Genomic DNA, 14705 nt, shown 5'->3' on the forward strand with positions numbered 1-14705 from the left:
ATCTTTTGATCAAAAAGCTTGGGAGGTATCGATGAATGAAGTAGATTATTCTTTGGGACTACCATTGACATATGTACAAAATACGAGTTTTGTGAAACAGTACTAATGATTTAAAAGCTGCACAGTGTTTTTCAACCTCTTTGATTAATCCCAAACTACTTCTGTTCCTGCTATAAAGTCATGAATTGCACGTCGATCTTCACGCATACCGAGCACGCCCGCAATAATCACTAAAGGAATTGAAATAATAAGACTATCCAGTATACTTGCTCCTAATCTAATCCAAAAACCTGCTTTATACAAAATGCTTTCCTCCAAACTACAATTTTAAACTAAACGGCTAAATTACTTCATAAACTCCCTTCATTAAAAAATATCTAAATTTATGTACACAACTCAAATAGTATAACAGAAAATTTTACCTATTTACGATATTCGATATTGCTTCTATTTTTCTCATATATCTTTGTGAAATTTATTACAAATCATTAAATTTCTCAACTGCTGTCCATGTCACTTTTTTCACTTCATTTATCCCCCTTTTTAATTTTGTAGCTCCCTATGTTAACCAAAAAAAGATGCTTAAACAGAAGTTAAGTATCCTTTTTTTCATTCTGCATCTGCCCTCTTTGCCAAATCTTATACTCCATAATGGCATAGACTACACCGGCGATAGCAAAGATCCAGACAGATGTCATTCGGTTGAGTTGATATCCATTCACGAAATATGGACTGTACATTTGATCAAAAATTCACAACCCTCCCCATCCAAAACCACCCATATATATGATAGTTCTCACTGTAAGAGAGCGCACATATTTCCGCAACAACCATGAGATTGGGCTCAGAATTACAACATAAAAAGCGAGCATATAGTGACCGAATCCCAGGATGAGCGACAAAATATATATCAGGACCCCTAGATTACGTAAGCCGTAGTACTCTGTTGTTGTTATTTGGTACCCTTCAATCCTTTCAAGAACGATGAGTGCTGTAAAAAAAATCACGATAAATAGTAGTCCTAATACCATGTAACGTTGAACTGCATTCACCAACATCAGCTCCCCCCTATGTATAAACGCAGCTAGAAGCGCTCAAGTTACATGATTTTGAACTAATTACACCTAAAAGAAGCCATATTGGACATATGGCCTCTGACTTTGACAGGTTGTGAAATGACACTCACATATGGAATGCTTTCCAGAACGAACCTTCTGTATTAATGATATCTTTGATCTGAACAAAAGGAATCGTAAACGTTGGAAATCCAGCTGAATAGGGAGCGATATCATATGGGTTGAAGTAGAGATGCAGAGCATCCGCTGTAACAAAAAACGGCTGATCTGCACTAATCCCCTTATAGGTGTCCGGAAACACATACGAGTATTGAGGATCATTTTTGATCTGATCCCCCACAATCTGGCTTAACACTTTGACATAGTCACTATTCGGTTTGAATAAATCCTTCAGCTCATACAACTGACCATTCGTCAGATTAATAATCGCATAGATCATCGTAGGCATACCATGCGCTGCACCCGCCGGATAGTTATAACCTGTAAGCTGGAATTGCAGCAACTGCTTTTGGTAGAAAGTAATATCAAAATCGCCTGTATACGTGTAATCCAGCTGTTGATCAGTAGGAACTGGCTTCACCTGAGAGAGTTCTTTCAACTTCGTATTCAACGCAAGCTGCTCCGCTTGATTCGTCAATCCTTCTACCTGCGGATAATATACGAGGTAATCCCTATTCGGTTTGTACTTCTCTTCGCGTACACGGTATGGTGGATGAAGCGGAACAATCGTATTTTGCCGCCAGATGATCTGTCCGGCACGGTTCACATACGATAAGCGCTGGTCTACATACGCCTTGATCAGATCTGGTGCCACCAGCTCCAGCGTACCCGAACCTTCAACATGGGGATACCCAGCGGCAGGTCTTCCACTCAGATCCAGCAGATAGGTCTGTCTCCCGTCGGATGCGGAGGCAAGGCCGTTTTTGTAATTGCCCACATCGCGATATACGAACTCCGTAAGCCTTCTACCGTGAGTATCTGCAATCGCGTACACAGAGCCGATATACGGCTGCTCCGGGTTAATCGCTTGCCCCAGCGCATAACGATGCTCGCCTAGTTCGCGAATATCATTATACGCGGGTTGAATGATAAATGATCCTTGCGTATTAATGACACCATAGTTCGATTTGTAGTCCTCCGCTGTATTAACAATCGCTTGACCGTTGCTAAAAGGAAATGCCGATGAAAACTTGGGCTGAATGCGAATATTACCCCGTTCGTCGATATACCCATATTTGCCCGAGGCCTCTTTTTGAAAAGCGAGCAGTCCATCCCCTAGTGGCCCCACATAAGCATATGGATATGTCGCAATCCGCTGTCCGTTCCGATTAATCAGCGCATATTCATTGTCCTTGATCTGCACAACCGCTTTGCCATCTTGAAAATCGTTCGCTGATGCGAACTGTGCCGGTATCACCTCATTGCCTGAGGCATCCAGATAACCATACAGACTCACCGATCCATCTGTCTGACTAGGATTAGAATCGTAAAACAACGCTCGGCCGTCCTTCATATTCGAGATATACGAGTATGCCCGTTTGGTCAGTACCGTGCCTTGTTCATTAATCATCTTAAATCCTTGAGCATCGATCACCATCGCCCGTTCTTCAGAAAAAGAGTTGATGGAATCGTATACAGGTTGAACTACATACTGCCCATTCAAATTAATAACACCGGCATGACCGTGCTTCACAACGACAGCCAATCCATTGGGTTGAAACTCATGCGCGTCATCCAGAACCGGCTCTAGCCGAACATGCCCCTGGGCATCCATATATCCCCAACGCGTCCCACTCGTGGTTCGAACGGAGATTGGATATAACCATGTCGCTGACCGGGCATGACTTATCGGGGTCATAGCCTGTTTAATTTTCTTTTCCAGCTCAAGTAATACCTCTCTGGAAGGATAAGCTTCCGGGAAGCTGAGTGCTTTCTGAACGGAGGCGAGTGCTGCCGGATACTGACCCGCATGGTACTGAGCATCCGCAAGATAGTACCAATAAAAGATATAGTCCGGGTAGTGTTGGGTGAGTTTCTCGTAATATTGCACCACTTTGGGATAATAGGATGCATATACGTCTGTTGCAGGCACCCATTTCCCATGCTGCCACCGGATAATTTCCACACGGTAGGCTTCTCCTGTATCGTGAATCCACAGTGCAATTTCCACCTTGCCATCTCTTCCGTGCTGTCCAGGCATATCAATGATTTCTGCATAGCTGTAGTATAGATCATCAGGTGCCAGATCTTTGAGCCCTGATTCGGTCCACTCATATACAGCGAGCTTAGACCAGATGGCGCCAATCCGCCAGCCAATGATCAGATTATTCCTTGCCGTTGACGTCACAGGGGCTGCAGTCATTAATGTTACCCCATACCCCAACCCCTTGATTAGAGACATTTTGATCCAGTGTCCTTGGTAAAATCTTAGAATAAGCAAGTACAGCTCACCATTCAACTGGTAGACAGCAGCTATCTCTGGCATACCATCACCAGTAAGATCCGCCGCGTAGATCGCTGGATGTTGGACAGGTTTATCAATAGTGACGACCGTTGCACCAGCCGGAATATGTTGATTCACAATTTGTGTTAACAGCGGTTCGCTCATGGACATCTCAGTTTCCTCCCTTATGACCGCATTCGCCTAATGGTATGCGTCATAAATCGGGATATGACATGAAATTCATTTTATATAAGTTGAACCAACTAATAATCACACTAGCTACTCCAATGACAGAACGACCTTCCTCATCACCCATTCCATAGCCTCAGGATCACGATTCACTGTGAGTCACGAATGCTCGTGTTGATCCGTGCTTCCTACCTATATTCGTTTAGAAATGACTTTTACTTACTCCACAATAAAAAAGATTTGCAGTGGCCTTGTAGCCTTCTGCAAATCTTCTTATATTCTATAGTACATCTTTATTTTCTACATCATATCGCTTCATGCGCCTTCGCTTCGCGGTTACTAACCAGTATCAAGCCTCTTCTTGCAAACTGAGCTGTACATATTGGGTAAGACGACAATACTGAGCCAACAGTTGATCTTCATCACCTTGTCCCAGCGCAACGCGGCGCCCAGTGTCCAGGATACCACTTAACAATTCATGAAGGAAACTCTTCTGCAACCGTAAGGACTCTACTGCGAGCTGTTCAAGTACCTCAATATCTCGGATCGTAAACTGGGATAACCCTCGCAACAGCAACTCTTCTGACCAGCCGCTAATGTTCTGCATGAACTGATTATGCTCTTCCAAGTCTTCCCATCCTTCCATTGCCGATATCGAGTTTCAGACTGAGCACCGTTTGACCCTTCAGGAAACTGATCGGGCTAATCCGTTTGGGTTCCACACGAACAAAGGCGTAGAAATGTTCGAGCGATTTGGAACCATATCCCGATTCCAGTCTCTGGATCATCATCTGCCAGTCCGATGAATACGGGAGAGTTAGGATCAAGCTTTCTCCTTCAGCACTCTCGATCGTTAGCATCAAATCTTGGGTCTGCTTCACAAAGTGATGCTCTACTATTCGGGCGACTTTAATGACAGCCAGTCGTTCTTTAGGGGCAGCGAACAAGTCAAAAGATCGCGATTCCTCTCGAATTACAGAAGTTATATCTTGCATGTATTTGTCCATATTCAATGACTCCACATCCGTTCGTGGCAAAATCACAAGCTTTGCACCTTCCCCGGAAGATATCCGCCGTTCCTCATTTACTTTAACTGAATGGAACTGCACTTCTTCCCCCACGAGCTGACGAAAGGTTAGGTGAGGTAGCCACGGTGTGAATGCACCATAATGCTCTGTATACGAGAACTGCTGATCATCATAATACACAGCACGCACATCGCTATAGGTGTAGATCTCCTTATCATCGAAACAATAGAAGTAATAGGTTATTCCACGGAAACCGGATCGTGTCTCCCACGCATCAGCCCCCAATCCATATAGATGGAGCGAAGGCACCGTAAAGTATTTACTTCGAAATTGTCCAATCAGCTGGCTCTGTTGAATGGCAGATACCTTTTCTTCTTCAAGAACCTTGAGCGCAAGATATAGCTTACTCACTCGATCCAACATGGATTGCATGGAAAAACGTACATGTCTGTTAAAAAACAACTGTAGTTCTCCTTGAAGCCCTCGCAGACTGCGTTCTATGTCAGGCAGGTTACCACTATGAGCTGCTATTGCCAAAGTTTCCAGTTGTGCCATATAGGACTCCGGAAGACGGGCTAGTCCCGTCTTTAACAATCCTGCCAGCATAGCGCGACATTCCTGCACTGTCTGCAGAGAGAACTTGGCTTCGTACACCCGTCCACTTAATGCATCCGTATCATCCAGACCTTTCAGTACCCGATATCGTAGCAAAGCTTCAAGCTTCGCCATTCTCCCAGCGGTCTGCTGCACCTTACATAGCGCTTTGGCAAGGTTTGGTTCCTCCGTAAAAGACACCTCGATATGCTGACTGGTTAGATGTACCGTAAGAAGCGAATCTTCAATAATCTTAATTTCTTCTGGGTACCTTAGTCGGAAAACAACTTCCTCTATCATGGAAGAACTGTATGGTTTAATCAGCGGTGTGAGATCAGACTCCGTCATCCAGCGGAAACGCGAATCGTTCTCACGAGATACCCCCTGCGGAACTTCGCCTGGATCGTCCATGTTTGATACTACGTTTGACACGGAGTCTGTTACTGGTACATCTTTTGATACGTCCAACGGATCATTATCCGATATCACTGAGTCCTTATCCGGCATATGCTTCTCGTCAGCACTCATCGAACCCTCTGATGAATGTTCCCGTTGATCGTATAGTATGGCAATCAGCACATGCTTGCAGATATGCTCTGACGGACAGGCGCATTCCCAACGATCCAGCGTATTTTCGAGTGTACACCGTGTCCCTTCACTTAACTGGCAACTCACAGATGATTCATTCCATGTGTATTTTACACTTACACCATTATCCAGCTCTTTCAAAGCCCTTTTGTACAATCCCTTGTTGGCATACCGAATCAGATAATCCTCTGTACAAAATTTTGAAAAATTCCTGAATTTCTCTCTAAATCCACTCACGTCATCAACGCCCCGTTGCTCTGAGAATATCATAGATCGTTTCACTGAATACCCGACCCGGTATTTGGCCCAAAGCGATTGGCTTGTTATCACCATAGTAATAATATGACTTGTTACTCGGCTTGAAGAAATGTAGGGATTCCAGTGTAATGTCATCCAATCCTTCGTAATACGTTATGCTGGTGCCGCTGAATTGCAGTTCTGCGACAAGATCCCCATACTCTTTATAAAATTCATGATACCAACCGCCGTCCTGTGCCGGGCCTTTGATCCAGCCGTATTTCTCCAGTGCTTTGGGGAAGGCGGTTGGGGAGAACCCGGACTCTGGCAAACGATCGTATTCACTTTTGGTTTTATCTTCGTCTTCCGGCTGATGAATCTCACGATTCAGTTGCTCGAACGGCTGTTTGATTTCGTAGTCCTCCAACTGCGTTGTCCATCCTTCAAGAGTGGACTGATCTAGTTCCAGCGGGTGTACGAGTCCCACCTGTACATCTGAAGGCAGATCTAATTCATCCTCATCCACAGTATTGAATGTTCCATCCTCCATATAACGGAAGGTACTTAGAAGAGCGCCATCCTTATACGTTCCCCAGATCAGACCGACAGCAAATTTTTGCATGATAACATTTTGTACGAACAAAGCTTTCCATTCATCCGCAGACCACAGACGTTGCTTGGATAATGATTCTTCCAGTCGCTGTGCCTGAATAGTGACCATCGATTTGAGATCCTTCTTCAGTTGCGTGAACCGTGCTTTGGATTGCGACGCAAGTTCAGCATCGTCTTTCTGTGCAGGTGCAGGCAGACTCTTAACGGATTTACCCGTTTCTTCATTCAGGACAACGACTTGCAGGTCTCCATTCACCTTAATCAGGAATGAACGCTCCCCATAACTAAGCTGAAGGGTCCCCTTTTCATCAAAACCAAGCGTCGTGACCAGACGATCTTCCAGTTGTTCCGAGGTAAGTCCCATCTGTTCCGCTGCAAGCTGCAACGCTTCTTCAGCAGCACCTTTAACCTGACGATTCTTCACGCCACGTTTGATCTTGTCAATTGCCATGAGCGCGGATGGATCTTTCAGGTAAGCGAGTACCTTCACCGCATCTGCTGCAATCGCGCCACGACTGTTCTCTGTCCATTCCTTAATCTGCGGAGCCAGAATATTCACAATCTGAATATCACCAAAGAGGGCCGACACATACATCACCCATTTCTCTTTCGCAGAAGCACCTTCCTGAATCCATACTTGGAGCAATTCACTTGCAAAGCGTGCTAACGATGCCTCACTTACATAGTCCCGAAGTTCATTCAGTCGTTCATTGGGTCCAGATGTGTGATCCAATGATTGCACCAAGGCATATTGCTTAATTCGATCATCTAACGGCTGGCTGTCCTCTCTACGCGTTAGGGAGGGCAGTTCTTTCAAGGACAGCCAGCTTAGTCTGGACAGCTTTTTGGAATCTGCCTGATCAGCTAGCGCAGCATGAGCATACTCTGGGCTTAAATCTGCTGTATCCAGGAGAATTTGAATCAGGTTCTTCCAATCCTCAGACTTCTCATTCTTCAGAAGCTCACGGTACAATTCCTTGCTATTCTCCAGACTGCGGATGGCGGTCAAAGCCATTTCTTTGATACCCGCCTTTTTCTCCGAGTGGTATATAAGCTTATATAAGTCTTCATCAGGCATCCGGTTGAATTCGGCTAGAGCTACGCCATTCGCTTTCTTGGATGAATCCTGCAACCCGGCACGAATCGCTTCAGCCAGTTGTTTTTTGGAAAGTTCCTGACGTTGTTCAAAGGTAATCTCCAGCATTAAAATTCGCGTGTCCGTTGGCAGTTTCTTGTACTGTGCCAGTGCAAAGTCCAGATTCTGCTGAATAATTCGGCGATATTCATCCTGCGGCATGGATTTATAACGGTAATCCGTCATGCCATTAAGTGAGATTAGACTAGTAAGCAGTTTCTCGCGTTTCACCTCTGGATCCTGCCCATAACGTTGAAGCAGTTTCTCTCCACTGAAGGCGTACGAATTGTACATGTCTGACACAATATCCAGTGTCCAATCGGGATGAGTGGTCAGGATGGCGAAACGACGCATGGCCTCCGAATCCAAGGGCAGGAAGCTAATGCTAATGAGACTATGAATACGTTTCCGGTCACGATTCAGGTGGTTAAACAGTCCGCGACTGTTCGGGTCCTCCCAGTATTCTTCAAGTGAATTCTCTCCGCTCAAATATCGTGCAATTGCAAGTCCTTGTCGTCCTCCGTTTAAAGGATGCCTAAGAACGTTGAAGACCTCTTGCTCCAAGGTTCCCTCCGGATTCGGTAGAACTAAGCCCTGATCGTCCATCATTTTCTGAATGCAAGCTTTGAGAAATGGTGGTCTGATAATCTCGTATGCTCGAATCGCTTGCTCAGGCTGGTTCGCTATAGCGGATTGCAACATGTTCCAGGATACCGTGTACATATTAAGCTCGTCTCGCAGTAATTCAACCAACTGGTATGGCTCGTCCAGAGGTACCAGGCCGGTAAGCAAGTCATTCGCATTCCTTGCTCTTGGGTCCATACTTAGCAAGTAACGGCGAACTTCAATTGGATAGATCTCATGTAATTGATGTAACGCTTCAAGTACAACAAGGCCCGTCTCACTCTGAGCATTCAGGAACCGCTGTTTCCCTCCACTAATATTGATCAGATACAACAAGGCACTGCTCACAAGAACCATTGTCTGATGGAACACACTATGTGAGCATTGTTCTTTTGGAGAGAGAGACGTATTTGGGTAGTTCTCAGCTATGAGCCGATTACGCTTTGGTTTAAGGAATTCTTCCTGCAATTCTTGGGCAGATCCGTTATGCTTCCCTTGAATATTGCAGACCACCACAGGTTCAATTAATGTATGCAGCTCATCCCGCAGTTTATCCGAATCATTGGCCATCACATGTTGAAACAACACAGGCAACGATTGAACAGATGCTTGAAGCTCTGCAAGATGAGAAGGGCTATCGCTGATCTTCAAATAGAGCTGCAGGAGTATCAACGCATTGATCACTTCCCGGTAATTCCCTTGGCTGTCTGCTTTTTTGGAATCAAAGAGCCACTGAGCACGCTTTAATCTGCTCTTTAATTCAGCATGAATTTCTTCTTCACCAGCAAACTGTTTAATTTTCTCCAAGCGGGACAACAATCCACCCATGCGATCAGCGTTTTTGCTCTTTTCACTTAGTCCGTAGGATTCAGAGTCATTTCCGAGGCAGACAGCAAAGCTATTGACTCCCCACGGGCTTCGTCTGAAATAATTGGATTCCAAGTGAATCGCCACAGCCCCTGCACGATAAAATCGTTCTCCGTCCTCTTTTTTGCCAAGTTTCTCTAATGCGTCAACCGTCTGATAGACATAATGACTCGAATTCCCCAGCATATCCGGGAACTGGTCTGTCGTTCCCATGACATAATCAATAATTTCGGAACTCCGGTCTGTTTTTAATGAATAATCATTTGAACATGTGACAGCAAATTTTTCAACCAAAGTCTCTACTGCGCGGTCTGCGGTAAGCATTACACATTCCTCCTTGAAATATGAGTTTATAAATAATGGATAGTTGACCTGCTAAGTGATGATCTCACCAATCCAATCCGCCAATTCATTCGGGGTAATCGCCGCTACGTGCGCCCCCATATTCGTTAACGTCTGCGCTGCGTGTTGGTTATAGACCGAATCCCCGTTAAAATCGAGTGCGGTGAGAACCAACAGCTTGCATCCTGAATCAATGATATCTTTACAAGCTTTGTACATCTGCGCAATCGGGTAACCTTCCTCCAGATCACTGACCAAGATATATATGGTTTTGCCTGGATTATCGATTAACGTCTCACCATAGCGCAAAGCTCTGGTAATATGTGTGCCCCCACCGAGCTGCACATTCATGAGCACATCTACGGGGTCCTCCAGCCTGTCGCTCAGATCAACAACCTGCGTGTCAAAAATGAACAGTTTTGTACGCAAGGCGTTCAAACGGTAGAAGATACTGGCCATCACCGAACTGTAGATGACTGAATCCAGCATACTGCCACTTTCATCCACACCAATGATGATGTCCCACTTGTTATGGGGCTGTATATTCCCGTCGAAATACAGACGCTCAATGACAAATCTGCGATTGTTTTTATCGTAATTCTTCAAATTCTTGGTGATGGTTCGCTTGAAGTTCAGATTGCGTAAGGAACGTACAGAACTTGAGGTGTAGCGACTTCGCTTACCCATAATACTGGCTCGGGTCTGAGACTCCAGCTTGCTTCGGAGCTCCTCAACCACGGTCCGCACAATGTCCTTCGCACTCTTTAACACCTCACCTTTCATCCGCCCTTTGAACTGCATAATGTTCTTGAGCAGGTTCATGTTGGGTTCGAGAGATTCGAGTAATTTTTTGTCCGTTAACAACTCCGTGAGTCCGTAGCGGTCGAGTGCCTGTTTCTCCAATATTTCCACCGTAGGTTTGGGGAATAGCTCTCTGACCTTATGCAACCATTTCGGTACAGTGAGATCAGACGGGCCGCGTCCGCCCTCTTTTCGGTATCCTTGTTCTTCACCGTATTCACGGTTATATAGATAGCCCAGGATCTCATCAATCTCCGTATATTTGAAATCATCCGATGTATAGTGCCCTGTATTGGACAATCCTTCTTCGGCAGATTCACCCAGAATAAGTCGCCATCGATTCAGGGTCTCAGTAACATTGCGCTCACTCAGGCTGTTTACATCGGAAATGGAGTTTTCATTCTTCTTCATATTAGTTTCCATGCGGCAAACTCCTTCCGAAGTGCTTCATCCCATGTTTTGGACTGAATCAGCATATGCTCATCTACCGCAGGCCATAACATCTCTTCCGGTTCCACCTGATGAAGAATCGCCACCCGCTCCGCAATCAAGCTCGTCTCCATCGGCGTGAAATAGGTGAAGGCCAGTCGCAATTCTGGTACCATGCTTATGAAATCATCATATGACAGCTGTTCAATCAGAACATTTAACTCGGATAACAACTGATCTTCATACAAAAATGCGTCCCGTGCTACTGCGAATACTCCCTGTAAAAAAAGTGCTGTTTGACGGGTCTGTTCCGGAGTACCCCGGATATATCCGCGTGCACGATCAACAATCTCGTGCCTTGGTCTGTCGCCAAGACCCGAGGCAATGGCAATACATACCCCCTCCAGCTGTGCCGGTAGCTGGTGATCAGATAGAAGTTCACTCAGATGATTCCGGAATGTCTCATCTTGGAAACGTTCCTCTGATGACTCTGCGAGCATGGCCAGCAACTTCAGGCCTTGAATAATCGCTTCATGTTCATCGGAATTGGTTCTGGAGAGTTGAAGCAACTTATCCACTGCGTTCCTGTAAGCTTCGGATACCAACTCAGGGAGATGCTGCTCGTCAGTTAATCCCAGCAGCCTGCGGTGTTGATGGATTCGGTTCAAGACATGCAGACTGTTACATAAAGACAGAAAATTCCCGTCTGTTCTCAGAGCAGAGCGCACTTGTTCATACAGTTTCATCGCTGTGTCCTGAAGTCCCATTAACAGCGCCTGAAGCATTAATCGGGCAAGTTCACCGCTATGATGATCCGGTATTTCCTGCATTTCTTCTTCCATTTTACGTGTAGCCGCTCCCGTTAATGTTCCGCCATAGATCGAGTTCTCTATTAATCGGGCTTCAATGCGAGAGGAGTACGTATAAACCCAAGTTTCGCGAACGAGATTCATGTCACGCTCGGTGACCCAGTCTGGCCCGGATTGCCGTTTGGCGAATTCAGGAACCAGATAGGTGATGCATTGAATTAGTTGACTGATCCGGCGGTGATCCGATTTTGCATACAGATCCAGTACTTTCTTGTGTTGTCCTGTTATGCGAATCTGTAGCTTGGCATCCGTACAACGGGTCTTGAAGTCCTCTACGATAGGAATAGAGAATGAATTGGGAGCCACACTTCCAATGACGTCCCCTGTCAATAACTGCTGTAGCTCTTGCAACGGTTTATCCGTAGCCAAGGAAAGTTCGCCTTTAACAAAGGAAGAGAGTGCTGCATCCATTAACTCATAGACGCCGCCTTCCCTTTTGCCCCTAAGTCCCGCAAGACCCTGAATCATGCTGTACGCCTCAATTGCATCACTGGTGGATACGTGTTCATGGCCGTCCCGTAACTTGCGCATTAACCGGGATAACAAGTCCAGGGCCGTTACGTTATACGGTGTGTTTTTTTGGCGAAGTAGCTGGTTCCAGATCTGATCGTAATAATTCACATAAGGCATCCCGCTCGCATAGCCGTTGAGACGATCCGCTTCAGCAAATGTATAGACCATCGGGTACATTTGTTGCTGGACCGAATCTTGATCTGTAAGCTGCTCGTTCAGGTTCGCTGCACCTGAATTGAATTCCTCATTCTCGAACATCAACAGTCCATACGTATGAAATCCACCGGTAATGACAAGTACACGGTCATGCTCCTGAACCGCTTTCTCAATATGTTGTCTCATATGTGCTTCTCTTGCCAGATCACCTGTTGTGTGCAACCGTTCCGCAGAATAGCACATTCGGGATAACGTACAATACGTGAATACATCTTGTACGAACTCGGAAGTTGATTTCTCTAGACCTCCAATCTCAAATACCTTTTCCCACAATTCATCAAAACTGCGACAGTTTGTCTTCTGGCACAACCGGTTAATAAAGTCAGACCCTGCAAGCAAGGTTTCGTCCTGGATAGAGATTTCCCTTTGTTCGATTGACCCGGATTGGATTGCATGTCTGGTGAAATGACGATAATCCAGATCAATAAACTTCGCCGGGATGCCCAGACGTGCTGCTTCTTTCAAAGCCACATACTCGGGCGAATACCGAAGCATCGGATAATAGCAGGCTTCTCTTTCCAGAGCATTCTCATAGGTATAGTACAGACTGACAGGAGGTATGGTTGCCTCATCACTAATTACCGGAATCAGATGATTACCACTTTCCGGGCCTTCGATCAGGATGATATCCGGTTTGTATTCTCCAATTAAGCGTAACAAATGATATGAACATACAGGGCTATGGTGTCGTATGGGATAATAGATCGTGTGGTTACTCAGGTTATATACCTGGGATTTGAATAATGATTGCAACTGAGCAACATCAGAATCAGGCAATCCTGTTAACCGATCCATTTTCTCTCCTCATAATAGTCCTTCCAGATTTCCTCTTCCTTGGAACGCTCTTTGACCACCTTGGAAAAGTAGGTTTTGAGGATGGACAGATCCTTTTCGTTTTCCTTCGCAATAGTCCCCAGCATGTTCTGCACCAACCGATCCAGCGCTATGGCCTTATCTTCGTAATAATAGGAGGTCATCGCACTCTGAACATATACAGACACCGCCTCCGCAGTACTCATGGATGCCTGTGGGGTATCCAGCTTGTAACCTTCCCGTGTCATGCCGGTGCGAAGCTCCATGAATGTTGTAGCCAACAATTCAACCACATCCGGGTTAATTTCAGTATCAATTCCACTATGTAATAATAGGCTTCGTGCCTGGGATTCAATAATTTTGGCTTCCATTTTCACGTTATGGATGGGCTTGATCGTCTCAAAATTGAATCGGCGTTTCAATGCACCGCTCATTTCGTTTACACCCTTGTCCCGAATATTGGCTGTAGCAATGACGTTAAATCCAGGTTTGGCAAACAGTACACCGCCGTCCAATTCCGGAATACTCATAACCTTGTCACTGAGAATACTGATCAGACTATCCTGCGCTTCGGCGGGACAACGTGTAATCTCTTCAAAACGGGTAAGAATACCTTTCTTCATTCCGTTATATAACGGCGATGGTACAAGGGCCGCTTCCGAAGGGCCTTTATCAAGCAGCATGGCATAATTCCATGAATACTTGATCATATCTTCCGTAGTGCCCGCCGTACCTTGAACCGTGTTCAGACTGGTGCCTGAAATTGCAGCGGTTAACAGTTCACTAAGCATAGTTTTGGCTGTTCCGGGTTCTCCGACGAGCATCAAGCCTCGATTGCCTGCCAGCGTGACCACTGCACGTTCAATTAACACGTCATTCCCATAGTATTTTCGAGTGATCGGAATCTCTTCCCCGTCCCATACCGCAGGCTTATCCCTACCAATAATAAAATCGCGCACGTAGGCGGGGGATAACAACCAGTTCGGGGGCGTTTACCCTGATCTTCCCCTCGCAGTGCACGTAATTCTGCCTCGTATAATGTCTCGGCGGGTGGTTTAAGCATCTCCATCGTCAAGGTGTCTCCTCTCACACAAACAGATCGTATGTTCTTATTTGTATCATTTTATCACAGCGTCCCAGCAACTGCCCCGAAAAACGATAAAAATGGTTGAAACGTCCTTCTTATCAGCATTTCTTCTAAGTCCATGGACATAGTTCCTAGCACAAATATGAAGAGCTCGTATCATCCAATCCGTGCTAAACACATGAGTTCGGATCGAATTGAAGGACTTATTCTAAACGTGTTCGTATGATAGGCCATATGACCCT

Annotated in this window: 7 protein-coding genes and 1 pseudogene; all 8 read right to left on the reverse strand. The window is 45.5% G+C overall.

The window, feature by feature from the left end:
- Positions 1 to 144 precede the first annotated feature (144 nt).
- Positions 145 to 303 carry a hypothetical protein gene (locus tag C0Q44_RS30290; protein ID WP_181151072.1) on the reverse strand — a complete coding sequence of 53 codons (159 nt, stop codon included), beginning with the start codon at positions 301 to 303 and terminating at the stop codon, positions 145 to 147.
- A gap of 879 nt (positions 304 to 1182) precedes the next feature.
- Complete coding sequence (locus C0Q44_RS18400) at positions 1183 to 3690, reverse strand: WG repeat-containing protein (protein ID WP_105408722.1); 2508 nt, start codon at positions 3688 to 3690, stop codon at positions 1183 to 1185.
- A 367-nt stretch (positions 3691 to 4057) separates the two neighbouring features.
- The gene (locus C0Q44_RS18405; RefSeq protein WP_105408723.1) at positions 4058 to 4336 is read right to left on the reverse strand and encodes a hypothetical protein; all 279 of its coding nucleotides are present in this window, start codon (positions 4334 to 4336) and stop codon (positions 4058 to 4060) included.
- Positions 4323 to 6155 carry a hypothetical protein gene (locus C0Q44_RS18410; protein ID WP_146113476.1) on the reverse strand — a complete coding sequence of 611 codons (1833 nt, stop codon included), beginning with the start codon at positions 6153 to 6155 and terminating at the stop codon, positions 4323 to 4325. The genes C0Q44_RS18405 and C0Q44_RS18410 overlap by 14 nt, the downstream gene beginning before the upstream one ends.
- Positions 6156 to 6159: 4 nt before the next feature.
- Complete coding sequence (locus tag C0Q44_RS18415; protein WP_105408725.1) at positions 6160 to 9717, reverse strand: DUF4132 domain-containing protein; 3558 nt, start codon at positions 9715 to 9717, stop codon at positions 6160 to 6162.
- A gap of 51 nt (positions 9718 to 9768) precedes the next feature.
- A complete protein-coding gene (locus C0Q44_RS18420) occupies positions 9769 to 10947 on the reverse strand; it encodes a VWA domain-containing protein (protein ID WP_105409298.1) in 1179 nt (392 codons plus the stop codon).
- Complete coding sequence (locus C0Q44_RS18425; protein ID WP_105408726.1) at positions 10944 to 13358, reverse strand: DUF5682 family protein; 2415 nt, start codon at positions 13356 to 13358, stop codon at positions 10944 to 10946. The genes C0Q44_RS18420 and C0Q44_RS18425 overlap by 4 nt, the downstream gene beginning before the upstream one ends.
- Positions 13346 to 14445, reverse strand: a pseudogene (locus C0Q44_RS18430) (ATP-binding protein). The gene C0Q44_RS18425 and the pseudogene C0Q44_RS18430 overlap by 13 nt, the downstream one beginning before the upstream one ends.
- Positions 14446 to 14705: the final 260 nt, after the last annotated feature.

The organism is Paenibacillus sp. PCH8, assembly GCF_002968835.1.
Classification (GTDB): domain Bacteria; phylum Bacillota; class Bacilli; order Paenibacillales; family Paenibacillaceae; genus Paenibacillus.

Coding starts and splice junctions, on each gene's coding strand:
- C0Q44_RS18400 (WP_105408722.1), bottom strand. CDS start 3,690: ATGTCCATGAGCGAACCGCTGTTAACACAAATTGTGAATCAACATATT.
- C0Q44_RS18415 (WP_105408725.1), bottom strand. CDS start 9,717: ATGCTTACCGCAGACCGCGCAGTAGAGACTTTGGTTGAAAAATTTGCT.
- C0Q44_RS18420 (WP_105409298.1), bottom strand. CDS start 10,947: ATGAAGAAGAATGAAAACTCCATTTCCGATGTAAACAGCCTGAGTGAG.
- C0Q44_RS18425 (WP_105408726.1), bottom strand. CDS start 13,358: ATGGATCGGTTAACAGGATTGCCTGATTCTGATGTTGCTCAGTTGCAA.